Source organism: Tessaracoccus flavescens, assembly GCF_001998865.1.
Taxonomy (GTDB): domain Bacteria; phylum Actinomycetota; class Actinomycetes; order Propionibacteriales; family Propionibacteriaceae; genus Arachnia; species Arachnia flavescens.
In genome coordinates this window covers 1,902,216-1,929,131 of record NZ_CP019607.1, presented here as the reverse complement: position 1 = coordinate 1,929,131, position 26,916 = coordinate 1,902,216, and the positions used below count along the sequence as shown (strand labels likewise).

Sequence of the window (26,916 nt, the reverse complement as noted above, 5' to 3'; positions counted from 1 at the left end):
TTACCCCCGCCACGTCACGGGTCGCTGTGCCTGCGCGCACCGTCCGCTTTGGCTGGGCGCATCACGTCGGGGATTCTTCGTCGCTAGGCTGGTCCCCATATCCGAGGAAAGGCCACTTTGTGAAGGGCATCGTCGTTTTCTCCGGCTCCGCGCATCCGGCTCTGGCCGATGAGATCTGCGACCACCTCGGGGTGGAGCGGTCCGGCGTGAAGATCTCCCGGTTCAGCAACGACTGCCTCCAGGCACAGTTGCTCGCGAACTGCCGCCAACGCGACGTCTACATCGTCCAGCCGCTCGTGCCTCCGACGCAGGAGCACCTGATGGAGCTGCTCCTGATGATCGACGCTGCCCGTGGAGCCTCCGCGCGCCAGATCACCGCCGTCATGCCGCACTACGCGTACGCGCGCTCGGACAAGAAGGACGCCTCGCGCATCTCGCTCGGCGGCCGACTCGTGGCCGACATGCTGTCGACGGCGGGCGTCGACAGGGTGCTGACGATGGCGCTGCACGCCCCGCAGGTGCACGGATTCTTCTCTGTTCCGGTCGATCATCTGACCGCGCTCGGGGTGCTGGCCGACCATTACCGCGGCCGCGACCTCAGCAACCACGTGGTCGTCTCGCCCGACCTGGGCAACGCGAAGCAGGCGACGCTGCTGTCCCGGCTGCTGAACCTTCCGGTCGCCGCTGGCTCGAAGCAGCGCTTCGCAGACGACCGCGTTGTGATCGATTCCATCGTCGGCGACGTCACGGGCAAGAAGGCGATCGTCCTCGACGACGAGATCGCCACCGGCGGCTCGATCATGGAGATCGTCAACCGGCTGGGCGACTTCGGCTGCAACGAGGTCTCGGTTGCCTGCACGCACGGGCTGTTCACGGGCAAGGCCGTGGAGCGGCTCACCTCGTCGTCGCGGATCACGGAGGTGGTCTCGACCAACACTGTCCCCGCCCCCGCGCACTTCCCGGGGCTGCAGCATCTCAGCGTCGCGGGGCTGTTCGCCGATGCGATCGACCGGATCCACCGGGGCCGTTCCGTGAGCAAGCTGTTCAACGGTGTCGACCCCGCCTACGCTCCCCCGCCCCAGGCGCCCGAGGGTCTGTTCTAGAGGGTCAGCCGGCCGATCCGCGGCTGCGCCGGATCCGCTCGACCACCTCGCGCCAGCTCGGCACGATGACGCCCTGAGCGGCCATCAGCGCGCGGAGTCGCCGACGGCTGAGCAGGATGCCCGCGATGCCGATCGCGAAGAACGGCGCCTGCAGCATCCAGGCCCAGCGCAGATCCTGGGCGGTGTACTGCTCGCCTCCGGCGATCCAGTCGAGGAAGACGCCCATCACCAGGATCAGGACGGTGCCGCCGGTGAAGCCGCCGGCGATCACGACACCGTTGGCCGCGCCGAGGCGGGTGACGGGGAGGTTGGTGCGCGGGAAGTCGAACCCGATGCCGGTTCCGGGGCCGTTGACTGCGATCACGATCACGAGCACGAACAGCAGCAGCGCGGGGGCCTTTCCCGGCCAGGCGAGCACGAGCGTCCAGGCGACGATCAGGCTGCCGATCACGATGAGCGCGAGGTTGCTGCGGCGCAGCGGGTGGCGCGCCGTCAGCGCCCCGACGATGGGCCCGGCGACCATCGACGCGACCGACAGCAGCGTGAACAGTCCTGACGCCTCGAGCTGGCTGAGGCCCTGCCCGACGATGAGGTACGGCATGCCCCACATGAACAGGAACGTGTTCATCGAGAAGCCGGAGGTGAAGTGGATCCAGAAGCCGAGCTGGGTGGCGGGATGCTTCGTCACGCCGAGGATGTTGCGCGGGATCTCGCGCAGCGGGTCGGCCACCACCGCGGTCGGCTCACCCCGGGGCGAGTTGCGCACGAATACGGCCGACGCGACCGCGGAGACCACGCACGTCGTCGACGCGATCAGCAGGCCGGTCGTCCAGCCGTAGCCCTGGATCAGGGGGAGCACGACCCCCACTGCCGCGATCTGGCCGATGGCCGCGAACATGCCGGTGACCTGGCTGAGGACGGGCACCCTTCTCGCGTCGAACCAGCGGGGAAGCAGCCTGAGCACGGAGTTGAAGATGCAGGCGTCGCCGACGCCGAGCAGGAGCCGGGCCGCGTAGGCGAGCGGGAGATCCTCGGCGAAGGCGAGCAGCACCTGCCCTCCCCCGGCCAACAGGACGCCCGCCGTGAGAAGGATGCGGGAGCCGAACCGGTCGAGCAGCAGGCCGACGGGTACCTGGGCGATGGCGTAGGTGGCGAGCTGGAGGACGACGAAGGTGGAGATCACGCCGGGCGTGGTGTTGAAGTGGTCGGCCGCCTCGAGCCCGGCGACGCCGAGCGAGGTGCGGTGCATCACGACGACGGCGTAGGCGAAGAGTCCGACTCCCCAGACCACCCATGCCGCCCGGCCGTATCCGTTGTTGCTCACGTCGCCTCCGGGAGCAACCATACGAGCGCGCGACGGATGAGGGGAAGTTTGGGCGCTCGACGCTGAGCGGCAGGTAAGCGTCCAGACCACGGTCGGCCCCAAGGGTCGGCCCGAGTGCCGGGAGCTGTCGGGCCGACCCGGCCGGCCGCAGGACAGTGGACGCTGTGCCTGCATGCGACATCATTCCACCCCTTGTCGCGCCGCGGACCAGGGGGTGCGGCAAGTGCGTCGGGCGCGCTGTGCTAGTCTTGCGCGCCCCGCTTCCAGAGGTGGCTCTGACCTGCCCCGGGCGCCGGTGAGGACGCCGGGGCAGGACCGTCAGATGGTGGAAGCGTCGATCACGTAGCGGTAGCGGACCTTCGACGAGACGACGTTTTCGTAGGCCTCGTTGATCTTGTCCGCGCTGATCACCTCGACGATGGGCCGCAGGTCGTGTTCGGCGCAGAAGTCGAGCATGGCCTGGGTCTCGGCGATGCCGCCGATGTTCGACCCGGCTAGCACGCGGGCCTGACCGGTGAGCACGCCGATGTCGAACGTCGACGAGTTCTGGGGGAGCCCGACGTTGACCAGCACACCGTGAGCCTTGAGCAGCCCGAGCATGGCGTTGAGGTCGATGCCGTCGGAGATGGTCGAGAGGATCAGGTCGAAGCTGCCGCGAAGGGCCTTCATTGCGTCGGCGTCCTGGGTCGAGACGTAGTCGCTGGCACCGAGAGCCAGGCCGTCGTCGCGCTTGGCGAGGGTGCGGCCGAGCACGATCGTCTCGGCGCCGAGGGCGGCCGCGAACTGCACACCCATGTGGCCCAGGCCACCCATGCCGACGATGCCGACGCGCTTGCCGGGGCCGGCGCCCCAGCGCTTGAGCGGGTTGTAGGTGGTGATGCCCGCGCACATCAGCGGTGCGGCGTGCTCGAGGCTGACCTCGTCGGGGACGCGGATCAGGTAGTCCTGCTCGACGGTGATGCCCTTGGAGTAGCCGCCGTTGGTGGGGAGGCCGTCGCGGCCGACGCCGTTGTAGGTCCACACGGTGCCGGGGCGTGAGGTGCAGAACTGCTCCTCGCCCTGCCTGCACATCTCGCACTCGCGGCACGAGTCGACGAAGCAGCCGACGCCGACCCGGTCGCCGACCTTGAACTTGGTCACCTCGGAGCCGACCTGGCTGACGACGCCCGCGATCTCGTGGCCGCCGACGAAGGGGTAGGTGATCGGTCCCCACTCGCCGCGCGCGGTGTGGATGTCGGAGTGGCAGATGCCCGCGTAGTGGATGTCGAAGAAGACCTCGGTCGGGCCGGGCTCGCGGCGCGTGATGGTGGTCGGGTGGTAGTCGCCGGTGGGCGAGTCGACGGCGTAGGCGGCAACCTCGGGCATGCTTCCTCCACGGAAATCGGTGGTGTGAGGCCCGCGTCCCGGGCTCGGCAGAAGCTTACCGTCGGGTCAGAATCCGATGGCCTCCACGGCCACCTTGACGCTGCCGTCGGCCTGGTCGGCCCGGATGTAGCTGCGCTGCTCGCCGTCGCCCTCCTCGGCGCTGATCATGGCGCAGACCTGGTCGGGCCCGAGGTCCGGTTTACCGAGGCACTGCTCGGTCGTCGGGGCCGGGTAGGCGCCGAGGGTCTCTTCCCAGGCCGCGACGTCCTCGGGCGGGACGACGAAGGTCGCCTCGAGGTGCCAGTCCTGGAACTGCTGGTACTCGGAACTCTCGACGGTGACGCTGTCTGGCAGTTCCATCTGCATCAGGTCGCCGATCACTTCGGGCGTGAGGTCGGTGCACGAGTCGGAGCGGGCCTCCCGCTGACAGATCTCGTCGCCGTCCTTGGCGTCGGTGGCCAGGATCAGACCGGAGACGAAGATGGCGGAGACAATGGCGACGGCGGCGACGATGACCACGCCGATCAGGATCCAGAGGGAGCGCTTGGACATTGCTCAAGCATGCCGACCGTTCGGGTCAGCGGTGGCGGTTCACTCGCCGGAGAGGCCCTCGAGCCACTCGGCGGTGGGCTCGGCTCCGGGCATCGGCAGCTCGGCGTCCGCGGACGGGACGGTGCAGTTCATGGTCTCGCCGGGGGCGGGGCCGAACTCCTTGCCGCCGAAGACGTAGGTCTTCGCGTACTCGTAGTAGGCGTCGTACTTGCCGGTGTCGTACGGGTTGTCGAGCGCGCAGCGTCCGACGTAGTAGCCGACGACGTCGGCGAAGGTCTCGGTGACGCTGCTGCCTGCGTACTGGGAGAAGCGGCCCTCGGAGGCGTGCAGCTTCTTGAAGATCGTCCAGTACTCGGGATCGGAGTAGCGGTCGGAGTTCAGCACGTGGGCGAGCTCGTGGGCGACGAGGCGGGTGAGGCGGCCTTCGTCTCCGGAGTCGAGCGCCTTCTGGAACTTGGAGAAGTCGAAGGTGACGTAGCCCGTCTTGGTGAGGCTCCAGTCGCCCCAGGCGTAGCCGCCGATGTTGGAGGCGTTGAACCCGACGTTGCCGTCGACCTTCTTCTGGAGGTCGGCCCGGTAGGTGGTGCACTCCATCGCGTCGAGGGTCTGCCACAGGATCTTGATCGAGGGGCGACGCTCCCCAGTCCACTGGGATCCGGTCAGCTCGAAGCCGAAGTTCTCGGTGATCCCGGCCTTGAGCTCGGCGATCGACGCGTCCTCGGGGAACGGCTTGGTCGACGCGCAGGGGTTCGGGATGCCGGTGACCGGCGCGACGGGGGTGGGTGCCAGCGGAAGTGCGGTGGCGGTCGTCGCGACGACGGAGGCGAGGGCTGCGGTGACGCCGACGGCCGCGGCGGCGATCCACTTGCGCACAGAGCACTCCCTACAACTTGTCGTACTGACCTCCCCAAGATTCTCTCAGGAATCTCAGGAAGTCAAACTCTACCCCCGCCAGGTGAGCATCCGTGCAGCGGGGTCGCGCAGCTTTGGGTGCGCGGATCGAACCCGGCCCCTGCCAGGGGCGCGCCGGACGAGGCTGAGCGGGCCGTCGAGTTCGCTCGCGGCTCGACGCCATCTTCAGATGCCACCGGCTGCCCCCAGAGCTCCCGACTCACAAGACCTCGAGATCCGCGGCTGCGCCACCGTGTTCCGTGCAGTACGACGGGCACGGCGGACCCGCGCACTTGTTCACCGACACTGACGACGAAATGGTCGACGCGATCCGTCAGTGAGGCCTCCTCGTCCGCGCGGGGCAAGGGGTCGCTCCGCGCGTTGGCCGCGGTCATCCCGCCGAGTGAGCCGGTTGGCCGCTCCATGCCGATGGATGATCAGTTCTTCAGGGACCGCGCCCTAGTCAGGACGCGGGTCGTGAACCGCAAGCTCGTCGTGCACCTCATCCTCATCCAGCCGCAGACGAAGCATCCCTAACGTGAGGGGCGGGACCCCAAGACGGGTGGAAAGCATCGAAGCTGTCTCACGAGCGAAGGGATACAGGGCGAACTGCCCGGTCGTCTGGACGAACGCGTTCCATTCCTCGGGCCGATAGGGCTCCCCCGTCGGCGAGTCGGGAACCTCGTAAAGCGCCACGAGAGCGAACGACAGTTCTGCGAACTGGTCCCGCTCGCCATCTTCGTCAATGATCCACAAGGGAATGGTGTACTCGCCCGAGATGACAGTAGGGTCGCCGTCTTCCTCTGGCAAGCCATACTCAAAGTCGGCGCGCAGTTCGTATGAAAGCCGTGCGCCAGGGGCCGGGGGGAAAGCCATCTCGGCGTGGAGTTTCGCCGTCCGCACATCCTTGAGATCCGCCTGCCCAGCGATCCGCGACGCCAGCAGACGGAGAGACGTCTCCGACATCAGGCTGCCTTTGCAAACGCGGAGCGGCTGTTTCCGACACGGGTGGTAGTGGAAGCAGTGTCCCCTTCCCAAACCCGCCTCGACGGCTGGGTCGGAGCCGTAACGTGCCAGTTCGCCTGGGCAGGGCTGGGGGTAGACCCAACGAGGAAGTGCGCCTTAGCGCCCACAGCACGCGCGTACCGCTGCACGGTGGACAGGCGCGGGTCGGTGGAGCCCTCAAATTGGGAGATGGTCGACTGCCCGACACCCATAGCCTTGGCGACCTGCTTCTGACTCATGCCCGCCTTGTCGCGCCACTCGACAAGCGTCGCGATCATCCGCTCGCGCTCGACAGCATCGTCGTAGCCAGCCCGGAACTCAGCATCCTCTTCAAGCAGGCGCTCCATAGAACGCATGAAGTCGTTCATTTGCCTCCTCCTCCTCACGACAGCCTGGGGGAGAGCTATCGGTTTCTAACGATACCTGCTGTTCTAGGCCAAGACCAGCCAGCCTGAGCGAACAGTTGGGTGGGGCTTGAAGCCCGCCGCGAACTCCTACGTCCGTGCAGTTCCCGAGCTAGCCCGTTCCATCACGACGTCCATCACCTCTTGCGGGATCCGTTGCTTGTTCTTGTAGATCGCATGGAGCCCGAGAGCCGTCGTCCCCACCATCTTGAAGTAAACGCGATACTGGTTGTTCCCGTCGCGGTAACGGAAGTAGTAGACCCCGTTACCCAGTGACTTGCAGTCTCCCCCGTCGGGCCTGAGATCACCCGAAATCCATCGTTGCATCATCCGGAACAAGGCACCCTGGGCACGCGCGGGCAGTTTTCGGAAGAGCTTGAGCGGTTTGCTGTTGGGGCTCTCGGGGGATGCCTTCCACCAATCCCACTCGGTGCAGGTCGAGGCCACGCCGCCTCCTGACTCTAAGACACTGGGCGAAGATCCATCAACTCCAGATTAACGGATCGCTGAGACAAGCGGGAACGTGAAACCGCACGACTGTAGTTCCGCCTGTGACAGCTCGTTCTCCCCCTCGGCATCAGTTGCGTCCGGCAGAGTGGATGCTCCTATTGCTGTCAAGCGGCCAGTGGCGGGCTGATCTGCTCCAGGATGGCGGTCGCTCGGGCCTCGAGTTCAGGGTCGGCGCGAGTGCCGATCTCGAGTCGTCGGAGCCGCTGGTAGGGGACGCCGAGAGTGGCGGCGAGAACGCTGATCGGGATGCCTTTCGCTTGTCGGCGTGCTCGGAGTTCGCGCCCGACGGGATTGTCGGTGGCGGGATTGAGCAGAGCGGCATAGATCTCGTTCGCGACGTGTCGTTTGAGGCAGCGCATGATGTCACGGTCGGTGAGTTGCTCCGAACGACGCCTCTCGAAGTAGGCCATCGTCCGAGGCTCGCGATGCCGCATGCGCAACAGCACAATCCGGTGCAGCGCGGCGTTCGCGTGCCGGTCCCGCCGCGAGAGAGTCGATGCCGTGTGCGTTGTCCGGAGGAGGCGGGGATCGGGGCGACACCGGCGAGAGCGGCGAAGCTGGCGCGGGTTCCGAGCCGCTCGGGGTTGTCGCCCGCGGCGACCAGGAGCGTCGCTGCGGTGACAGGACCGACTCCGCTCAGGGACAGCAGCGTGGGGTTGACCTGCCGGACGAGCATCTCCAACTGTTGTTCTATCAGGTCGATCTCGGCTTGCATCGTGAGGTGTCGGACCGCGAACCGTCGCAGTGTCTGCCGGGCGACGACCGCGGGATCGGGGGACGTGATTGTTCCGGGCCGAGTCTTGGCGAGCGTGTTCACCAGACGCTGCCCGCTGAGAGCGCGGAACGCCTGTCGCACGAGCTCGGGTGCGGTGATCAGCAGCGCGTGGATCTGGTTCATCACTTGCGCTCTGGCCTTGGCCGCCGAGCGCCGCTCTGCGAGGAGGATCCGCATCGACTCGACCGCGCCATCACCAGACTTTGGGATCGCGGTGTCCGTTCCTGCGAGGACAGCGACCGCTGCCTGGTGGGCGTCGAGGGGGTCGGACTTGCCGCGACGACGGCGGGCTTGCCGGTCCTGTCGCGCGACTTCGATGACGGTCAGCCCCGCCGTGGTCAGCGCGCGTGCGAGGCCAGCCCCGTACGACCCCGTTCCCTCCACCCCGATACGGACGACATCACCGTGCGCGTGGAGGAACGCGACGATCTGCGCGTAACCGCGACCGTCGGCACGGAACTCTCGGTCCGCGACAGGTCGGCCCACGAGATCGAGGATCGCGACTTGATGCGTGTTCTTGTGCGTGTCGACCCCGGCGACCAACTCGGAGCCTGGTGGCAACGGGTTGGTCAGCGGCGGGTCGAGTGTCATGCTCGTCATTGACGAGATTCCCTTCCAATGGTGATGAACGTCACCGCGGGTCGGGTAAGTGCAGACAGCACAAAGGTGAGACGACTTCCCGGTCAGGCTCCTATCAAGTCATGTGCCCGCCCGGCCCGCAGCGACCCCGGCGTCGACGGACAGATCCACAAAAAGACAGCCGCGAACGGCGTCCGTGTAATTTCGGGTCACGCCGGCGCCGGAGCCGAATCCATCATCTCTGTGTACGAATCCCGCAGCACGTTGACTCCGGTTGGCGTGTCGACCGCGAAGTAGAAGCGGTCACCGCGGGAGGCTTTCGAGGAAACTCTCACATCCCACTCGAAAGGGACACCCGCGATGACCGCTCCCCACGATATCGACCCCCAGGCGTTTCTGTCCGATCTGCTCACCCAGGCCTCGCCGGACTTGATGCGTCAGATGCTCACCACCTTCATCAATGCCCTGCTGTCGGCCGAGGCTGACAGCGTGTGCGGCGCCGCCTACGGCGCCCGCTCGGATGAGCGCACCAACCGGCGTAACGGCTACCGGCACCGGGACCTGGACACCCGCGCCGGCACCATCGACGTCGCGATCCCGAAACTGCGCGAAGGCACCTACTTTCCCGACTGGCTCCTGGAGCGGCGCCGCCGCGCCGAGGCAGCGCTGACCACGGTGGTCGCCACCTGCTACCTGCTCGGCGTCTCCACCCGCCGGATGGACAAACTGGTGCAGACTCGGCATCACGGGCCTGTCGAAATCGCAGGTCTCAGAGATGAGTAAAGACCTGGATGCGCAGGTCGAAGCGTTCCGCACCCGGCCGCTCGATGCTGGGCCGTATCGGTTTGTCGCCGCCGACGCGCTCGTGCTCAAAGTGCGTGAACACGGCCGGGTCGTCAAGGTCGCCGCCATGGTCGCCACCGGCATCAACAACGACGGCTACCGCGAGATCCTCGGCCTGCAACTGGGCACCGCGGAGACCAGGGAGGGGTGGCTCGGGTTCTTCCGTGATCTGGCTGCCCGCGGCCTGTCGGGGGTGGAGCTGATCACCTCCGATGCCCATGCCGGGCTGGTCGAAGCGGCCGGGGCGGTGTTCGGGACGGCGCAGTGGCAGCGCTGCCGCACCCACTACGCGGCGAACCTGATGGCGGTGTGCCCGAAGTCGCAGTGGCCCGCGGTGAAAGCGCTGCTGCACAGCGTCTACACCCAGCCCGACGTCGAGGCGGTGATCGCCCAGTACGAGCACATGATCGACACCCTGGCCACCCATCTGCCGGCCGCTGCCGAGCACCTCGAGGGCGCCCGCGATGAGGTGCTCACGTTCACGAAGTTCCCGAAGGAGGTGTGGAAGAAGATCTGGTCGAACAACCCGAACGAACGGCTCAACAAGGAGATCCGGAGACGCACCGACGTCGTCGGCATCTTCCCCAGCCGAGTCGCGGTGATCAGACTCGTCGGCGCGGTGCTGGCCGAGCAGCACGACGAATGGACCGAATCACGGCGCTACATGAGCCTGGAATCTCTGACCGCGACCGACACGATGCTCGCCGAAGCAGCCGCGAAAGCCGCGGCTGAACAAGCCGCCCTACAGGTCAGCGACACCATGACCGACGACCCCGGCCACGCGGCACTCGCCGCCTGACAACCCACCCGACCACGAGGAACCCGACAAAGCCTCGATACACCACTCAAAAGGACTTGACCCTCGGCATCGCCCACCTGCCGTTGAGGTCGGTTCGGCGGTCGAATAGCACGGAGTTCCAATGGCGACCGACGTTCCAACTTCAAGCGACACCCCGAAACTGCGGAGCGAGCGGCGTCGCTGCCCCATGTGGGCTATCGCCCCTCATCATCCGCGCTTGGCAGAGTGGCGCGGACCTGCCCGAGCTCCATGGCAGTCTCCACGGGCAGCCGCCCCAAAGTGGCGGCGGTCCAAACAAGCTCCTGGCTCACTCGGAAACACCGGGGAGCGGAGCATATGAACGCGATTACGAGCGTCAACCCACGGGACATTATCCACAGAGCCGGGCATTGAAGCGCTTTATCCGTCGAAGTTGTCCACAAGAAGTCCTACTCCCCTGACAAGCGGCGATGCCGCGCCTAATCTGACGGAACACGCAGGGGAGGCGATGATGCACAGCCCACAACGGCAGACGCCGTCACAGCGGCCGACGAAGCCGGACACCACGCCTCCTGCCGCGCCCCGCCCCGACGCGGTCCAACTCCGGGCGAGGCGCAGCCCGAAGCTGATCGCCCTCGGCGTGCTCCTCGTCGTCCTCGGCGGTCTCGGGGCCGCGTATCTCTACACCCTCAACGCCGACCATCGGGCCGTGATCGTGATGGCAGCCGATGTGCGGCGCGGGGAGGTGATCGAGCAGTCCGATCTCAAGGTCGTGGAGGTACCCGGCGACCTTGGCGTCGATGCCCTCGGCTCAGACAAGTTCGATGTCCTCGTCGGCCAGCAGGCCCTCACCGACCTTCCCCGTGGGGCCTTCCCATCCGACGCACACGTCGGCGACGATCCGCTGCCAGGTGGTCAGAGCCTCGTCGGTCTGAGGCTTCCGCTCGGCAAGCTTCCCTCGACGGACATCCCGCTCGGCACCACGGTGCGCATCGTCGGACTCGAGGCGCCAGCCCAGAACGCGGCCGAGGCCACCGGGGGCAAGGACTCTGCCGAGGACGTCGCGGTGGAGGCCGTCACCGCCAGCGCCCCACGACTCCTCGACGATGGGGCCACCTACGTGGTCGACGTCCGGGTGGCCGACGAGAGCGCCGATCTCGTGGCCAAGCTGTCGGCCTCAGACCAGGTGGCAATCGTGGTGGTCGGTGCCTGATGGCCGTCATCGTGCTCACCTCAGGAACCGGCTCGCCGGGCGTCACGACGACGGCACTTGGCCTGGCTCTCACCTGGCCGCGCCATGTCCTCCTCGCAGACTGCGACCGCGACCCCGGGCAGGCCGTCCAAGCCGGTTACCTGCGCGGCATGGACCACGGCGGGCGTGGCCTGATGGCGCTGGCCCACCTGCACCGCGAGGGCACCCTGTTGGCCCCGGAGATCTGGCGACAGACGCTTCCCCTCATCCAACAAGGCGAGCAGCAGCGTCGCCTGCTCCCCGGGTTCACCTCCGCGGGAGCCTCGCGCCTCTTCGAGCATGTGTGGGCCAGCCTCGGCGAGGCCTTCGAAATGCTCGGCGACCGCGGCGTGGACGTGCTCGTCGACGCGGGCCGGATCTCCGTGAACGGGCTCCCCCTTGGCCTGCTCGGCGTGGCCGACGCCGTCATCTTGTGCGTCCGTTCCTCCCTCCGCTCGCTCGCCGCGGCGCGCATCCATCTGGCCACGCTGGAGGACCAACTTCGGGCGATGCCCACCCAACGTCCGGCGGCCCTGGCCATCATCGGGCCTGGGCAGCCCTACTCGAGCGCCGAGATCTCCGCACAGTTCGGCCTCGCGGCATGGGTCGAACAGAGCTGGGACCCGAAGTCCGCATCGGTGCTCAGTGACGGCATTGACGAGCCGCGCCGCTTCCACGACTCGCGCTTCATGGGCCGCTTCCGGTCTGAGGCGAAGGCGCTGTCCGATCGCGTGAGCCGGGCGCGCGAGCTCGCGGAGTCCGTCTCAGGGGGTGCCGCATGAGCATCGGAGGGGTGCCCTCGCTTGCCGGGGTGCTCGGTCAGCTCGGGGTGGTGCGCGACCCGACCACCGGCCCGCCGACGAGCCGCCCTGCCCAACGCGCGCAGCTACTTGCCCAGATCGACTGGCAGGTCGTCGTCTCCCTGCGGCGCGAGGCCGCCGAACTGATCACGAAGGCCTCCACAGAGTGGATGTCATCACGAGGGCAACCCATGCCGGAGGCCGACCGACGTGCCCAAGGCCGCGCGATCATCCGCTCCGTCGTCCACGCAAGGGCCCAGAGCCTCGGCGAGACGGGCGAGGCCCTCTGGCCGCTCGAACTGGAAGGCCGCTACGCCGACGCCGTCGAGAGCGCCATCTTCGGATACGGCCGGCTGCAACCACTCTTCGAGCTCCCCACGGCGGAGAACATCGAGATCCACGGCTGTGACTCCGTGATGGTCCAGTACACAGACGGGCACCGCGAACCGCACGCACCGATCGCCGACACCGACGACGAACTGGTCGACGCGATCCGGTTCCTCGGAGAGACCGCCTCCCCTGCGCGCCCGTTCGACGAACTGCATCCGACGATGACCCTCGCACTGGGCGACCGCTTCCGACTGCACGCGATCGGCTTCGGTCTCTCCTACCGGCCGAGCGTCGTCATCCGCCAGCACCTCCTGACCGACGTGACGCTCGCCGACCTTGCCGAGGACGGAATGCTGCCCCAGCGGGTCGCCCGGCTGCTGCAGTCCGCGGTGCTCGGCCGCAAGTCGATCGTGATCTCAGGAGACCAGGGTGCGGGCAAGACGACCCTGCTCCGCGCGCTGATCGCCGCCATCCATCCGAGTGAACGGTTCGGCACGCTCGAGACCGACTACGAACTGCTCACCCATCTCCTCGAGAACCGCCGCAACGTGCTCGCCCTGCAGGCACGCATCGGCATGGGCGAGCAGACGGCGGCGGGCGACGTCGGCACCTACACCGTCGCCGACCTCATCCCGGAGGCTCTGCGTCAGAACCTGACCCGCCTGGTCGTGGGCGAGGTCCGCGGCGCCGAGGCCGGCGCGATGTTCGAGGCGATGCAGTCGGGCGCAGGCACGTTGTCGACGACGCACTCCCACTCCGCCTCCTCGACCCTCGACCGGCTCGCCGGACGCGTCGCCCAGGGCCGCGTGATGAGCATCGAGGACGCCATGCGTCAGATCGCCCACCACATGGACTTCGTGGTCCACGTCACCCTCCAGGACGATGCCTGGCGGGGCGGGACCCGCAGACGGTTCGTCTCAGAGGTTCGCCAGCTGACCGGCTCGATGGAGGCGGGAAGACCGACCACCCACCTCGTGTACCGGGCAGGCACCGACTCCCAGCCGGAACTGTTCCAACCGGAGGCGGGGATGTCGGCAGAGCTGGCCCAGTTCGACAGGGCGGCGCTATGGGCCTGACTCTCGCGATCTCAGCAGGCTGCGCCATCGGGCTCGGGGTCCTCCTCCTGCTGGCGGGGCTGATCCGCGCCGAGCGTCCACCGTCCACAGGTTCATCCACAGGTCTGTGGACAAGAGTGAGGAGTTGGTGGGAAAGCCTCCCAAGGCTGAGGAAAACGTGGATCCTCGTCTCTCTGGCCGTCGGCGTCCTCGCCGCGGTCATCTCCGGCTGGTTGCTGGCCCTGCTGCTCGTCCCGGCGACCCTGATCCTGATCCCGCTGCTGCTCTCGGCCCCACCACAACGCGAGATCGACACGCTCGCCGCGCTCGATCGGTGGGTGCGGTTGATCTCCACATCGCTGTCGGCAGGCAAGTCCATCCGAGACGCGATCTTCGCCACCCGACGACAGATTTCGCCAGCACTGCGCGAGCCTGTTGCACGACTCTGCATGCGGCTGGACCAGCGCTGGACGATGCGCGACAGCCTCTGGGCCATGGCAGACGAACTGGAGTCTGCCGACGCTGATGCCGTGGTGGCGGCACTGGCCATCGCCTCCTCGCGGGGCGGATCCGGAGGTAGGGCGACGCTGGCCGCGCTCTCCGACAACATCCAGGACCGGCTGCGGGCGCTGCGCGAGATCGCCGCCGAACGCGCCAAGCCTCGCGCCGTCGTGCGGCAGGTCACGCTGATCACGCTCGCCGTGCTGCTCGGCGCCCTGCTGCTCAACCCCACCTTCTTCGCCGCCTACACCACCCCGCTCGGCCAGCTCATCGCCCTGTCGCTGGCCTTCGCCTACCTCGGCTGTCTGGTCATGCTGCGCCGCCGCACCGTTCCGCCGATGGCGCCTCGTTTCCTCCGGAGCGGAACATGACGGGCATCGCCATTGCCTGCGGCATGGTCGCCGGGCTCGGCCTGATCCTGATCATCCGAGGCACGAGCCGGCCACAGTTGCGCCTTGCCGACGCCATGGCCGCCCTCGACCGACGCCAGCCAGCGCAGGTGGAGACGGACACCCGTCCAGCTGGGCTCGAAGGCCTCGGGCACCGGCTGCATCGCGGCATCGGCCTGCCCCTCACCCAGACACAGCAGCGGCTGCTCAACCTGCAGGGGCGCACCGTCGGCGACTTCTTCGTCGAAAAGCTCGTCTGGACCCTCGCGGGCCTCCTGCTGCCGACGCTGTGGGCGCTCACCCAACTCCTCTTCGGCAGGCAGCCGGGGCTCGCTCCCTTCGGTCTCGCCCTCCTCGGCGGCCTCGCGGGCTACTTCATCGCCGACCTACGGCTGCGCAACGGCGCCGAACAGCACCGGCGAGCCGCCATCGACGGCATCCACACCTTCTTCGACCTGGTCGTCCTGGAGCGCCTCGCCAACGCGTCGGCTGCCCAGGCAACCGCCAACGCGGCCTCCATCTCGGACGCGCCGCTCTTCCGACGCATCTCCTCCGGACTTGAGCGGGCACGCATGGAGCAGAGCCAGCCGTGGGACGAACTGCGCCGCATCGCCGACGAATGGAACGTCGCCGAACTCTCCGACTTCGCTGACGTGATGCAACTCGAAGAGCAGGGCGCCGGGCTGGCGGAGGTGCTACAGGCCCGCGTCCGCGAACTGCGCGACGCCCACCTCAACCGCCAGCGGGAGGCTGCGCAGGAGGCGAGCGAGTCCATGTCGCTCTGGATGACTCTTCCCGCGCTGCTGCTCGGTGTCGCGCTCCTCACGCCCGCCCTACTCACGCTGTTGGGGACGGGGTGAGCCTGTGGACACATCCGAGAACCCAGATCTGTGGATAACCGCAAGACCCGAAACCCACCGCCAGACAATCACCACACAGGAGGAACCATGTCGAGAATCCACCGCACGCTAGGACTGCTCATCGAGCTCACCCGCGGCGCGCCACCGCGCCGCGACGAGCGCGGGCTCAGCCAGAGCACCGAGAACGCGATCCTGCTCGCCGGTGCCGCGGCGATCGCCCTGATCATCATCACCGCGATCACCGCGTACGTCACCGATAACCTGCCCACCTGAGCATGAGCATGCTGAGGGTGAGGAGCGCAGCATGAGGGCGGTGCGCGCACTGGGTGCCCTTGTCGTCCTCGCCGCCCTGCTCATCGGCGTCCCTTACCTGCTGGCGACGCTGGGTAACCCTGGCCACCTCCTGCAGGTCGACTGGCTGCGGGCTCTGACCTCAGCCGGTGACTCCCGCCTGGTGCTGGCCCTGCTGAGCGTGATCGGCTGGCTGGCCTGGCTGGTGGTGGCAGTGACCGTGGTGTTCGAGTTCGTCGCCGTCGCTTCTCGGCAGCGCATCCGGTTGAGGCTCCCGGGCACGGGCTGGTTCAGGCCGGCCATCGCCGCTCTGGTGCTCGCCGCGGTCGCGTCCCCGGGAATCGCAAGCGCAGACGACGCCGCCCCTCCCCCGGTGGTCGATCTCGGCACACCCGTCCCGACCCGCCACGCCGAAGCAGAGAACGCCCCGAGCGCAGAGACGAGGACGCGCACATACACGGTCGAAGCCGGCGACGAGCTGTGGAGTGTGGCCGAGCGCGAACTCGGCGACGGCGTCCGTTGGCGCGAGATCGTGGAACTCAACCCCGGCATCGACGACTCGCTGCGCATCGAGGCCGGGCAGCGTCTGCGTCTGCCGGTCGACGAGGCCGCGGTCGCCAGCGCGGGAACCGCCGATTCGGTCGTCGTGGTGCAGCGGGACGACTCCCTGTGGCAGATCGCGGAGCGCACGCTCGGCGACGGCGAACGCTGGCCCCAGATCTACGAGCTCAACCGTGATCAGATCGCCGACCCCGATCAGATCGACGTCGGCTGGGTCCTGCGCCTGCCCGATCCCCCGGCGATGACCAGCCTCACGCCCACCGAGGCGGAGCGACTCGCCCTGCCAACGCCCGAGTTGGTGCCCCAGACGCCACCCGAGACTCAGCAGGCGCGACCGGAGCCGGATGACTCGGCCCGGGAGGCCGAACAGACTCCTGCGCCCGAGAGCACGCCGCTGCCCGTCCACACGGAGGCCGCCGCCGTCCCGACCCTCCCCACGTCAGCTCCGGTCAGCCCACCGCCCGAGACGGTCGACCCCGAGCGCGCGACGGCGGAAAGCTCGGTCGATGAGTCCGGCCCCGACCTCTCCGCTCTGCTCGGCCCCATGGGCGCCCTGCTCGCGGCGGGGGTCGTCGCAGGGGTGGCCACCCGCCGCCGGACCCAGCTCCTCGCTCGCGCTCTCGGCCGGCGCAGCATCCCCGTCACCGAACAGACCACCCGCTTCTGGGGGGCGCTTGCCAGCCATTCGGACTCGGCGGACGACCCGTCACCCCGGGAGCAGCCCACCTCGGTGGTGCTCGGCTGGGATGCCGAGGAGGTTCCTGTCGCCATCGACCTCGAGGCCGAGCGCGCCACCGTCTTCCACGGTCCCGCTGCAGGCGCCGCCGTCTCGAGCCTGGTCACCTCGCTGTCCTCCGCGCCTTGGTCAGAGGGGGTCCAACTGGTGCTCGTCGACGGAGCCGACTGGGCCGATGCCCTCGACGACCCGCGGATCGGCAGCGTCGACGGGAGCGCCACCGGTCTCGCCGAGCTCTCGCGCACGTGCTCGCAGCGTCGGGTCGAGATGCGCAGTTCGACGCTCGAACAGCTCCGTGCCGATCACGACCTGGCCTCGGTCTGGTCCCCCATCGTGTTCGTCTTCACGCAATCCCTCACGCCGACCGACCTCGACGCGGTCGGTGATGCACTGAGCCTCGGCGCGGTCGGGGTCAGCGTCGTCGCACAATGCACAGATCCTCCGCACCTCCAGGCCGCCTCGATCTCCATCGATGAGGAGTCCGCGCAATGGGGCGCTAGCCGCTTCACCCCCCAACTGGTCACCGCACCGGCCCGCCGCGGCCTGATCGAGCTCTTCCGAACCGCGGGATCGGTGGAGACGGAACGCGCCCCCTGGTGGCGCGACACCGACGACCTCCCGCCCAACGTCCTCCCCCTCCCTCGCGTCGAGGCCAACGCCGAGGAGCACCCGATGCCCGAACCACCCAGCCAGCCCGAGTATCCGACGCTGCTGCTGCTCGGCGAGGTCGAACTGCTCGCCACCGCCGGAACCAGACCCACCCGGGCGGTCAGCCAGTGCATGGAGTACTGCGCCTGGCTGCTCTCCAACCCAGGCGCGACACCCACCGTCATGGTGAGCGAGCTCCTCGTCGCGGAGACCACCCGCCGCTCCAACATGAGCCGTCTTCGCACCTGGCTGGGCGATGCCGACGACGGGGCGCCATTCCTGCCCGACGCCTACTCCGGCCGCATCAAGCTGGATGAGAGGGTGACCTCCGACTGGGAGAGGTTCGAGGCGATGCTGGCCGGCGGCGTGAACATGGCCTCCTCCGCGGCCCTCCGGGCGGCGCTTCGGATGGTGCGCGGCGAGCCCCTCGGGTCGCTCGCGTTCCAGTGGCACTGGGCGCAGTCGCTGCGTTCCGACATGGTCGCCATGATCGTCGACGCCGCCTGCGTGCTTGCCGACCGTGCCATCGAACACTCCGACACCGACATGGCCCTGTGGGCCGTCGGACGCGGCAGGCTCGCGTCCCCCGAGAGCGACCTGCTCAGCGTCCGGGAGATCCACGCCCTCGCCGTCGCGGGCCGACGACCTCAACTGGAGCGTGCCATCGTCGTGCTCAACCGCTCGATCCGCGCCGCGGGTCGCGACCTCGACCCCGAGCTCGCCCGCCGGGTGCAGTACGCGATCCACCTGTCGAGCAACACCGAGCGGGAGACGGCCGACTAGCGTGCACCCACCCATCGCGGGTGCGGCTCCTCGGCCAGCGCCGAGGCGGCGCCACGACGACCCCATCACGGAGTGCCGATGCCGAGCATCGCTCCTCCGAGCTCCGACGGCGAACCACCGCGTCGCACGCTTGTCCAGACCGGCGTGACACCCTCTTTGCCGACTCGCGCCTAATGGCCCTCTACCCCGCCGTCAGCTCTGACCACGCCCAGGGCAGCTGCGAGGCCACCGCGCACCTTCTCTCTCTTGGTCATCAGACGGTTCACCACATCGCGGGTCCTGCCGACTCGGATCCCGCCATGGCGCGCGCCGGGGGGTGGCGCAGGACGCTCGAAGGCGCGGGGATCCGGGCGCCGGAAGCACTGCACGGCGACTGGAGCGCCGACTCGGGCTATGAACTTGGGTGGCGGCTGGCAGCCGACCCAACCGTCACCTCCGTCTTCTGCGCCAATGACGAGATGGCGATAGGAGCCATCCGGGCCTTCTTCGAGGCAGGCCGCCGGGTCCCTGAGGACGTCTCGGTCGTCCGCTTCGACGACCTGAACGTCAGCGCATTCCTCCCCACGCCGCTTACCACCGTCCACCAGGACTTCCACCGGATGGGAGAAGAGCTCGTCCGTCTCGTCGTCGAGCAGATCCGTTCCACGACCAGGCTTTCGCAGCCCCGGGTGATCATCCCGCCCGGACTGGTCGTTCGGGGAACGACGGCGGCACCGTCCCGCTGAACGACATCGGGCTTGGCGCGGGCCCGATACGGGTGACCGATCTGGCGCGAACCGCCTTGTCGTTGAGCGGTCGCTCCTCCTTCCCGTCGCCGGGTCGCTGGCATCGACCACCCGCGAACGCACCCTCACGGCATTACTGTGACGCCCATGGATCAGACGACGATCGTGCGGCATCCGTTCTGGCGAGCGGTGCGGCGCAACCCCAACGCGACCCTGCTCGCCGTCCAACTGCTCAGCATCCTGATCTACCCGTTCCTCGACAGCGACCGCAGCACGCTCGGTCGGAGCCTCTTCAGCCTGCTGGGCCTCGTGGTGCTCGTCATGGCCATCCGCGCCGTCAACGCCACTCCGATGTTCACCTGGGTCGGCATCCTGCTGCTCGTGCCGAGCGTTGTGCTGACCGTGATGGACGGCGTCACCGGCTGGACCCAGCCCGTGCACATGATCAGCGACATCTTCCACCTGCTGTTCTACGCGTACACGACCATCTCCCTGATCGCCTACATGTTCCGCGACGACAAGGTGACCACCGACGACCTGTTCGCGGTCGGGGCCTGCTTCACGGTCGCCGTCTGGACGTTCGCCTATGCCTACTCGATCCTCAACTACGCGGCTCCCGGGTCGTTCGTCGCCGCGACCCCTGGCGAGAACCGCAGCTGGATAGAGCTGCTCTTCCTCAGCACGACGACCATGACGTCGACCGGCCTGTCGGACGTCGTCCCCGTGCGCCCCGTCGCCCGCTCCGTCGTGATGATCCAGCAGATCGCCGGCATGCTGTACGTGGCGATGGTGGTCGCCCGACTGGTCGCCATGGGCATCCGCCGCCACGAGCACTTCGAGCGGAGCTGACCAGCACACGCCCCAGCAGGTAGGCAATGCCGAGCAAGTTGTGAGCCGACCCAAGTCTCAGGCGGTCGCCTCGGGGTCGCGGGCGAGCCTGACCGCGGCGGCGAACGACGTGGCGAGCGGGATGTCCTGGATCAGCGCGGCCTGGTAGGCGTGGTACGCGTCGAGCTTCCCCGACCAGGTCCCGCCCGACGGTCGGTTCTCGCGGTCCAGTTCGTGGTGCCAGGAGCCGTTGACGCGGTCGATCAGGTGGCGGTCGGCGTAGTCCCAGGAGCGCTGGACGAGCTCGCTGAATCGCGGCTCACCCGTCACCTGCCGCAGCACCGCCCCAGTGGCGATGGCCTCGGCGAGGACCCAGTGCATGCGGGCATGGGTGACCGGCTCACCGTTCCAGTCCGTGGTGTAGACGAAGCCGTCGGCCCCGTCGCGCGCCCACCCGTCCTCGACGGCGCGGTCCGCGAGCGCGACGCCGGCGTCGACCAGGCCCGGAGTCGGCTGCCCTAGATCGACCGACACGAAGAGCCGGCTCCACTCCAGGCCGTGCCCGACGGTGGCCCCGTAGGGACGGAAGGGGTGCGCGGGTTCGTCGCGGTTGTATTCGAAGTCGGGGTTCCAGTCGCCGTCGAAGTGTTCGGGGATGCGCCACTGGTTCTCGGCTGCCCAGCCCCTGACCTGCTCCGCGATGCGGGCGGCCCGCTCGTGCCACACTGGGTCGCCGGTGGCGTCACCGACGGCGAGGTAGGCCTCGACGGTGTGCATGTTGGCGTTGACGCCGCGGTAGGGGTCGAGCTCCGACCAGTCGGTGTTCCAGTCGTCGACGACGAGGCCGGTGTCGGGCTGGAGGAACCGGGCGGTCTGCACCTCGATCGCCTCTGCGAGCAGCTCGGCGGCACCCTCGATGCCTGCGACGACGCCGGAGCTCGCCGCGAGCATGACGAAGGCGTGGCCGTAGGCGTTCTTCGCCCGCGGGCCCGAGGCGGCGCTGTGCCAGCCGCCGTTGACGCCGTCGTGGAGCGCCCCGCCGCGCAGGGCCGCGATCCCGTGGGTGGCGAGCTCGACCAGACGTGCCCGGCCTGGGCCGCCTTCGGTCGGAGGCTCGTCCATGACCGAGGCGAGGGCGAAGACGTGTGTCATCCGACAGGTGACGTAGAGCTCGGTCGGGGTGTCCTCGAGGACCCCCTTCGCGTCCAGGTTGCCGAAGCCGTCCTCACGGACGGACGCGGCAGCGAAGCGCAGCAGTTCGGCCCGTTCGCGACGCCGGTAGTCGGCGTCTCCGATGGTGCCACCTCCCACGGACGCGACCTCAGCTGGGGAGTCGATGGGTGTGGTCATGCCTGCTCCTGGTTGTCGAGGACCTCGATGATGAGGTCTGCCCGGTGTTTCGTCTTCGCCACGCGATCCGCGCTGGCCTGGTCCACACGCATCACCCAGTCGCGCGCGTGCTCCTCGTTGTCGCCGTGGCCCAGGCGACGGCGCAGCAGCCTTTCCTGACGCACGGCATCGGGCAGTTCCAGGTACCACATCTCGTCGACGAGGCCACGCACCTCCTCCCAGCCCTCTTCCTCACGCAGCAGATAGAGCCCCTCGGTGATGACGAGCGGCACCGTCTGCGGCACGGGGATGGCGCTGCCGATGCTGGTCTCGATCTCACGATCGAAGCGCGGCCCGTAGGTGATCGGCTCAGTTGCCTCGCCGAGCCGACGCAGGAGCGAGACGTAGCCGGCGACGTCGAAGGTGTCGGGCGCGCCCTTGTCCTCCCGCCGACCGCGTTCGATCAGGATCGGATTGTCGAGGTGGAAGCCGTCCATTCCGACGACGACGACGTCGTCGCCAAGGGCCGACTCGATCGCGGTGCAGAGCGTCGTCTTTCCGGCCCCGGGCGATCCGACGATGCCCAGGATGGTCCTCGAGCCGCGCTCCGCGAGGGCCCGGGCGCGCTCGACGAGTTCGGGGATGGTGGCCGAAGTTCTCGGCGCGGCATGTGACGAGGACAACGGCGTACTCCTGTGGACCAAGTTGCTCGAGGCCCCAGCATATGCCAATGAGGGAACGATCTCACATCGTCGCGCGGTTTCTTCTGTCATTGCGCCCAGGTGTCCATCGCACGGCACCGCCCACGTGAGTCGCCGGCCAGGGGCCACCACGCACGACGGGTCCAGATCTCCGACCGGCCAGGGGTGGGGCTGGCCCGACATCGGGTTGGCCGGGCAGCAGGATGGGTCTGGAGTTTCACGATCCGTAGCGTCTGGGGCATGACAATCTATGCGATCTACGGCGAGACTGAGCCTGTGTTCGCCTACACCGTCCAAGAGCCGAGGCCGGCCGCGCGACGGCCCGAGAAGTCGACCCTGATCCAGCAGGTCGGGCGCGACACCACCTACCTCCTCCCCACCCTGTTCCTGGCCATCATCGCGTTCGTCGCCGTGTTCACCCTGGTGACCGTCGGCGTCTCCCTGGCGATCATGTGGTTCGGCCTGCCGATCATGGTCGCCGGCCTCGTCACCGCCCGCGGCTTCGCGCACCGTGGCGGGTGTGACCCGACCGTCGTGATGACCGATATGTCCGAGTTCTACTGGGGCCGCCCGGAGATCGGGGGACCCTTCCTCGACATGATGCCCCTGCGCAGGTGGGCCACCCAGGCAGACGTGGCAGGCCCCGTCGTGTTCCTGCTGAGCGACCAGGCGGGCATGATCACAGGGGCACATCTCCCGATCGACGGCGGCTATTCCAGCCGCTGACGCTCAGGCCGCGGCGAGGAGCTCGTCGGCCTCGTGGTCGTCGCGGGCGACGACCCGCTTGCTGCGGTAGTTCGACAGCCGCAGCGAGTTCTGGACGACCAGCACGCTCGACAGCGACATGGCGGCGGCGGCGATCAGCGGATTGAGCAGCCCGGCGGCCGCGACCGGGACCGCCGCCATGTTGTAGGCGAAGGCCCAGACCAGGTTGGTCTTGATCGTCTTCAGCGTCTTGCGGGACAGGCCGACGGCGTCGGCGATGGCGATCAGGTCGTCGCGGACGATGATGATGTCGGCGGCGCGGAGCGCGATGTCGGTGCCGTTGACGACGCCGAGCCCGAGGTCGGCCGTCGCGAGCGCGATCGAGTCGTTGATCCCGTCGCCGACCATCGCGACGAACTGGCCGTCGGCGCGCAGCTTCTCGATCACCTCGGCCTTCTCCTGAGGCAGCACCTCGGCGATGACGTCGTCCATGCCGAGCTCGTTGGCGATCCGCTCCCCCGCCTGGCGCGAGTCGCCGGTGAGCAGGACGGTGCGCAGCCCTTGGAGCTTGAGCGCCTGGATCGCCTCCCTGGCGTCGGGCTTGATGGTGTCGCTGATCGCGATGCAGCCGACGATCTCTCCCCCGACGGCCACGAGGGAGACGCTGTCGCCGCGGTCGCGCGCCCGGCCGACCGCTTCACGAAGAGAGGCAGGAGCCTCGAGGCCCCGGTCGACGAACAGCTGCGGCTGACCAACCACGACCTCGACCCCATCGACCTCGGCGCTCGCGCCGAGTCCGGGAAGCGTGGCGAACCCGTCGGCGCCGGGAACGACGAGCCGACGCTCGACCGCCTCGCGCTCGATGGCCCGGGCGATCGCGTGTTCCGAGCCCTTCTCGACGGCGGCCGCGGCGGTCAGCACCACGTCGGGATCGGCGGCGGTGACCTCGGAGACGTTCATGGTCCCGGTGGTGAGGGTGCCGGTCTTGTCCAGAACGACGGTGGTGATCTGGCCGCTCGCCTCGAGCGCGTCGTGGCCCTTGATCAGGACGCCGAGGCTCGCGCCGCGGCCGATGCCGACCATCAGGGCGGTCGGGGTGGCCAGCCCGAGCGCGCAGGGGCAGGCGATGATCAGCACGGCGATGCCGGTGCCGTAGGCCTGCTGGAGCGGGGCGCCAGCGATCACCCAGGCGACGGTCGTGACGGCGGCGAGCGCGATGATCGTCGGGACGAACCAGGCGATCACCCGGTCGACGAGGCGCTGGACCTGCGACTTGCGCGCCTGCGCATCCTCCGTGAGCGCCGCCATCTGAGAGAGCTGGGTGTGCGCGCCGACCGCGGTCGCGCGGACCTCGAGCCGCGCGTCGGTGCTGATGGTGCCGCCGGTGACGTCGTCGCCGATACCGACGGAGACGGGCACGGGCTCGCCGGTCAGCATCGAGGCGTCGACGGCCGCAGACCCGCCGACCACGACGCCGTCGGTGGCGATGGTTTCGCCCGGAAGCACGATGAAGGTGTCACCTACGCCGAGGGCCGTGATGGGAAGGACCTGCTCGACGCCGTCGCGCACGACCCTGACCTCGGTCGCGGCCAGTGCGTGGAGCGCGCCGAGCACGTCGCTCGCCTTGCGGCGCGAGCGCGCCTCGAAGTAGCGGCCAGCCAGCTGGAAGGTCGTCATGCCCGCCGCGACGTCGAGGTAGACGGAGTTCGCCCCCTCGGGCGTGGCGCCGAAGCCGAGCCAGAAGCCGTGGTCGCTCGCCTCGCCGAGCCCGAAGATCAGGGTGGCGACGGCCCAGCCGAAGGACGCGACGATGCCGAGCGAGACCAGGGTGTCCATGGAGACGGAGCCGTGGCGCAGGTTGCGCAGCGTCGCCTTGTGGAACGGCCACGCGCACCACGTGACGATGGGAAGGGCGAGCAGCAGGCACACCCATTCCCAGCCGGGGAAGCGCCACTGCGGCGAGAGCGCGAGCACGATGGTGATGTCCATCAGCGGGATCGCGAGCGCGGCGGCAGTGATCAGGCGGCGGCGCAGCGAGGTGATGTGCATCTCGGTGGCCCGCTGGGACCACATGTCGTCGTCACCCTGCCGCTCGTGGGCGCCGTAGCCGGCCTTCTCGACCTCGGAGATCGCGGTCGACACGTCGTCGAGCCCGGTGATCGTGGCCCGGTTGGTGGCGTAGTTCACCGTGGCGCTGACGCCGTCGAGCTTGCGGAGCTTCTTCTCGATCCGGTTCGCGCAGGCGGCGCAGGTCATGCCGCTGATCTCGAGTTCGATCAGCCCGGGGCGGGTCTCGGTCTGGCTCATCGGTCGTCGCCTGTCCGGGGGCCGGTCGCGGCCGAGCGCTCCGAAAGCGCCTTGAGCATCTCGTTGTACTCCTCGTACTCGTTGTCGCGGCCGGAGTCCATGTGTCGGTCGCGGCGCCTGGCCTCCTTGTTGTCCTGGCGCGCCCACTGGATGCCGAGGGCGACGATGACCAGCAGCGAGGGGATCTCGCCGCCCGCCCAGGCGACGCCTCCGCCGAGTTCCTGCGCGGCGGGGAGGTCGGCCCAGGGGATGTCGAGCATCCGGTAGTAGCTGTCGGCGATCACGGTGCGGCCGTTCATCAGGATGACGCCGAAGAAGGCGTGGAAGGGCATCGCGGCCATGGCCATGCCGAGCTTCGCGATGTGCGGAAGCGGACGCGGCCCGCGGTCGACGCCGATGATCAGCGAGTAGTAGATGTAGCCCACCACGAGGAAGTGGACGTTCATCAACTGGTGGCCCCAGTGGTAGCGCATCAGGTGCTCGAACAGGCCGGTGAAGTACAGGCCGTAGTACGAGGAGATGAACAGCACGAACGCGACGAGCGGGTTGAACAGCGCCTTGGACACGCGCCAGGCGAGGACCCAGCTGATCCATTCGTGCAGGCTCGCGACGGGTCCACCGGCGCGGGAGGCGCGCAGCAGGAGCGTCAGGACGCCGCCGAGCGACAGGAGCACGGGGGCGAGCATCGACAGGCTCATGTGGACGATCATGTGGATGCCGAAGTGCGGCGCCGAGTAGAACCCGAGCCCGGAGCTCGTCACTCCCGCGGCCACGATCCAGCCGATGATCCAGGCGGCGGTGCGTCCGTTCGACCACGTGTCTCCGCGCTGGCGAACGACCCGAACCGCGTACAGGTAGACGGCGATCCCCACGACGGCGAGGGTCACGAACAGCAGGTTGGTTCGCCATGTGGTGAAGACGTTGGACAGCGTCGGCGCGATGGGGGTGTCGAACCCGAGGAAGATCTCGTTGATGCTGGTCGGGACGAAGTACTGCGGCGGGGGCTCGCGCCACATGGCAGCGGTGACGGCGACCCAGATGAACACGCCGAGAGCGGCGAGGGCGAGCAGGCTCGACTCCGCGGCCGCGAACTGTCGACGGCGACGCAAGACGATGACGGCGACTGTGGCGGCGGCGACGATGGCCAGCGCGACCCAGCGGGCGAGGATGAGCCACCCGGTGATGGTCGACAGCAGCGGGCCACCGGCCAGCTTGAACCAGGTGACGACGGCGTCCGACACGACGATCACCGGCAGGGCGACGACCGCCATCCGCAGCCAGCGGCGCCAGGTGACGTTGGCGATGTCGTCGCCGATGAGGGCACGCAGCCCGAGCACGACGAGCACGCCGAACAGTGGGTACGCGACGACCGCCTGCACCATGGCCATGTCGCCACCCAGGTCGTGATCGGGCCCGACGAGCACCTGACCGACGACGATCGGCGTCAGGACGGCGATGCCACCGGCCCACAGGCCGATCAGCAGGGTCGTCCAGCGGGAGGCGACCCGCGCCGTCAGCGCGACGATGGCGGCGCCGGCGAAACGGATGATGGTGGGCCAGAGGTTGCTCGCCGCGTCGATCACATAGGCGGCCATACCGGGCTGGCCCAGCTGCGCGAGCGACACCCCGCTGGTGTCGAGCGCCGTCATGGGAACGAGCGCGAAGGTGCTGAGCGCCCAGGCCGCGCTCGCCCACCGGAGGATGGAGAGGTCGGTGCCTGCCGGGACGGGGAAGGCCTTTCGCCCCGACAGCGGCCGCAGGAACAGGACGTGAACGAGCGCGCCGATGCTGACCACCGAGGAGACCTCGGCGATGCTCTGCAGGACGGTGGTGGTGACGGAGACGCCTGCGCCCGGGTAGGGGCGGATCAGCTCCTGGTACGGGACCTCGCCGACGTACAGGGCAAGCGCCGCGGGGAACACCAGCACGAGCACCAGCCCGAGGGTGCACACGGCCTGCAGAGCCAAGCTCCGCCGCCTCGATTCGACCGTGGTCGCCATCGCTCAG

General features: G+C 68.5%; 23 protein-coding genes and 2 pseudogenes. 12 read left to right on the top strand and 13 right to left on the bottom strand.

Translation table 11 applies throughout. From position 1 onward, the window contains the following. Nucleotides 1-119: 119 nt before the first annotated feature. A complete protein-coding gene (locus BW733_RS09155; protein ID WP_077349864.1) occupies nt 120-1,103 on the top strand; it encodes a ribose-phosphate diphosphokinase in 984 nt (327 codons plus the stop codon). A gap of 4 nt (nt 1,104-1,107) precedes the next feature. Here BW733_RS09155 and BW733_RS09150 read toward each other — a convergent pair whose 3' ends face one another. The 9 genes and pseudogenes from BW733_RS09150 to BW733_RS20110 all read right to left on the bottom strand — a co-directional run. Next, nucleotides 1,108-2,427: an MFS transporter gene (locus BW733_RS09150; RefSeq protein ID WP_202970155.1), complete on the bottom strand. Its 1,320-nt coding sequence runs from the start codon at nt 2,425-2,427 to the stop codon at nt 1,108-1,110. Nucleotides 2,428-2,745: 318 nt separating this feature from the next. Further along, nucleotides 2,746-3,792 carry an NAD(P)-dependent alcohol dehydrogenase gene (locus BW733_RS09145; RefSeq protein WP_077349860.1) on the bottom strand — a complete coding sequence of 349 codons (1,047 nt, stop codon included), beginning with the start codon at nt 3,790-3,792 and terminating at the stop codon, nt 2,746-2,748. A 66-nt stretch (nt 3,793-3,858) separates the two neighbouring features. Further along, on the bottom strand, nt 3,859-4,344 hold the full coding sequence (locus tag BW733_RS09140; protein WP_077349858.1) for a hypothetical protein: 486 nt from the start codon (nt 4,342-4,344) through the stop codon (nt 3,859-3,861). Nucleotides 4,345-4,383: 39 nt separating this feature from the next. Next, a complete protein-coding gene (locus BW733_RS09135; protein ID WP_077349856.1) occupies nt 4,384-5,217 on the bottom strand; it encodes a hypothetical protein in 834 nt (277 codons plus the stop codon). 477 nt (nt 5,218-5,694) lie between these two features. Next, nucleotides 5,695-6,201: a hypothetical protein gene (locus BW733_RS09130; protein WP_077349854.1), complete on the bottom strand. Its 507-nt coding sequence runs from the start codon at nt 6,199-6,201 to the stop codon at nt 5,695-5,697. Next, nucleotides 6,201-6,608: a helix-turn-helix domain-containing protein gene (locus BW733_RS09125; RefSeq protein WP_077349851.1), complete on the bottom strand. Its 408-nt coding sequence runs from the start codon at nt 6,606-6,608 to the stop codon at nt 6,201-6,203. The genes BW733_RS09130 and BW733_RS09125 overlap by 1 nt, the downstream gene beginning before the upstream one ends. A gap of 126 nt (nt 6,609-6,734) precedes the next feature. Further along, nucleotides 6,735-7,091 (bottom strand): type II toxin-antitoxin system RelE/ParE family toxin, encoded by a 357-nt coding sequence (locus BW733_RS09120; RefSeq protein ID WP_077349849.1) that lies wholly within the window; start codon nt 7,089-7,091, stop codon nt 6,735-6,737. Nucleotides 7,092-7,258: 167 nt separating this feature from the next. Continuing rightward, nucleotides 7,259-7,564: a helix-turn-helix domain-containing protein gene (locus BW733_RS19375; RefSeq protein WP_237268135.1), complete on the bottom strand. Its 306-nt coding sequence runs from the start codon at nt 7,562-7,564 to the stop codon at nt 7,259-7,261. Nucleotides 7,565-7,686: 122 nt separating this feature from the next. Then, nucleotides 7,687-8,520, bottom strand: a pseudogene (locus BW733_RS20110) (IS110 family RNA-guided transposase); the annotation flags it as partial. Nucleotides 8,521-8,868: 348 nt separating this feature from the next. Between BW733_RS20110 and BW733_RS09110 the strand changes: the two are divergent. The 10 genes and pseudogenes from BW733_RS09110 to BW733_RS09065 all read left to right on the top strand — a co-directional run bounded on the left by BW733_RS09110 (nt 8,869) and on the right by BW733_RS09065 (nt 19,888). Beyond that, nucleotides 8,869-10,150, top strand: a pseudogene (locus tag BW733_RS09110) (IS256 family transposase). 490 nt (nt 10,151-10,640) lie between these two features. Then, nucleotides 10,641-11,342 (top strand): SAF domain-containing protein, encoded by a 702-nt coding sequence (locus BW733_RS09105; RefSeq protein ID WP_161490194.1) that lies wholly within the window; start codon nt 10,641-10,643, stop codon nt 11,340-11,342. Next, a complete protein-coding gene (locus BW733_RS09100) occupies nt 11,342-12,142 on the top strand; it encodes a CpaE/TadZ family protein (RefSeq protein ID WP_077349845.1) in 801 nt (266 codons plus the stop codon). The genes BW733_RS09105 and BW733_RS09100 overlap by 1 nt, the downstream gene beginning before the upstream one ends. After that, nucleotides 12,139-13,566 (top strand): TadA family conjugal transfer-associated ATPase, encoded by a 1,428-nt coding sequence (locus BW733_RS09095; protein WP_077349843.1) that lies wholly within the window; start codon nt 12,139-12,141, stop codon nt 13,564-13,566. Before BW733_RS09100 ends, BW733_RS09095 begins: the two co-directional genes overlap by 4 nt. Further along, nucleotides 13,557-14,417 (top strand): type II secretion system F family protein, encoded by an 861-nt coding sequence (locus BW733_RS09090; protein ID WP_077349841.1) that lies wholly within the window; start codon nt 13,557-13,559, stop codon nt 14,415-14,417. The genes BW733_RS09095 and BW733_RS09090 overlap by 10 nt, the downstream gene beginning before the upstream one ends. Next, complete coding sequence (locus BW733_RS09085; RefSeq protein ID WP_077349839.1) at nt 14,414-15,295, top strand: type II secretion system F family protein; 882 nt, start codon at nt 14,414-14,416, stop codon at nt 15,293-15,295. The genes BW733_RS09090 and BW733_RS09085 overlap by 4 nt, the downstream gene beginning before the upstream one ends. An 87-nt stretch (nt 15,296-15,382) precedes the next feature. Next, a complete protein-coding gene (locus BW733_RS09080; RefSeq protein WP_077349837.1) occupies nt 15,383-15,568 on the top strand; it encodes a hypothetical protein in 186 nt (61 codons plus the stop codon). Between the two features lie 31 nt (nt 15,569-15,599). Further along, the gene (locus BW733_RS09075) at nt 15,600-18,314 is read left to right on the top strand and encodes a LysM peptidoglycan-binding domain-containing protein (RefSeq protein WP_077349835.1); all 2,715 of its coding nucleotides are present in this window, start codon (nt 15,600-15,602) and stop codon (nt 18,312-18,314) included. 173 nt (nt 18,315-18,487) lie between these two features. Further along, nucleotides 18,488-19,039 (top strand): substrate-binding domain-containing protein, encoded by a 552-nt coding sequence (locus tag BW733_RS09070; protein ID WP_077349833.1) that lies wholly within the window; start codon nt 18,488-18,490, stop codon nt 19,037-19,039. Nucleotides 19,040-19,186: 147 nt separating this feature from the next. Then, on the top strand, nt 19,187-19,888 hold the full coding sequence (locus tag BW733_RS09065; protein WP_077349831.1) for an ion channel: 702 nt from the start codon (nt 19,187-19,189) through the stop codon (nt 19,886-19,888). A gap of 57 nt (nt 19,889-19,945) precedes the next feature. On the opposite strand, the gene BW733_RS09060 is transcribed toward BW733_RS09065, so the two are convergent. Both BW733_RS09060 and BW733_RS09055 read right to left on the bottom strand, forming a co-directional pair. Then, on the bottom strand, nt 19,946-21,217 hold the full coding sequence (locus tag BW733_RS09060; RefSeq protein ID WP_077349829.1) for an AGE family epimerase/isomerase: 1,272 nt from the start codon (nt 21,215-21,217) through the stop codon (nt 19,946-19,948). Then, nucleotides 21,214-21,879, bottom strand: a complete 666-nt coding sequence (locus BW733_RS09055; protein ID WP_202970153.1) for a nucleoside/nucleotide kinase family protein — start codon at nt 21,877-21,879, stop codon at nt 21,214-21,216. Before BW733_RS09055 ends, BW733_RS09060 begins: the two co-directional genes overlap by 4 nt. A 258-nt stretch (nt 21,880-22,137) precedes the next feature. On the opposite strand from BW733_RS09055, the gene BW733_RS19365 reads away from it, so the two are divergent. After that, the gene (locus tag BW733_RS19365; RefSeq protein WP_237268133.1) at nt 22,138-22,623 is read left to right on the top strand and encodes an SDR family oxidoreductase; all 486 of its coding nucleotides are present in this window, start codon (nt 22,138-22,140) and stop codon (nt 22,621-22,623) included. 3 nt (nt 22,624-22,626) lie between these two features. On the opposite strand, the gene BW733_RS09045 is transcribed toward BW733_RS19365, so the two are convergent. Next, nucleotides 22,627-24,909, bottom strand: a complete 2,283-nt coding sequence (locus BW733_RS09045) for a heavy metal translocating P-type ATPase (RefSeq protein ID WP_077349825.1) — start codon at nt 24,907-24,909, stop codon at nt 22,627-22,629. Next, complete coding sequence (locus tag BW733_RS09040; protein ID WP_179947110.1) at nt 24,906-26,876, bottom strand: cytochrome c oxidase assembly protein; 1,971 nt, start codon at nt 26,874-26,876, stop codon at nt 24,906-24,908. The genes BW733_RS09045 and BW733_RS09040 overlap by 4 nt, the downstream gene beginning before the upstream one ends. Nucleotides 26,877-26,916: the final 40 nt, after the last annotated feature.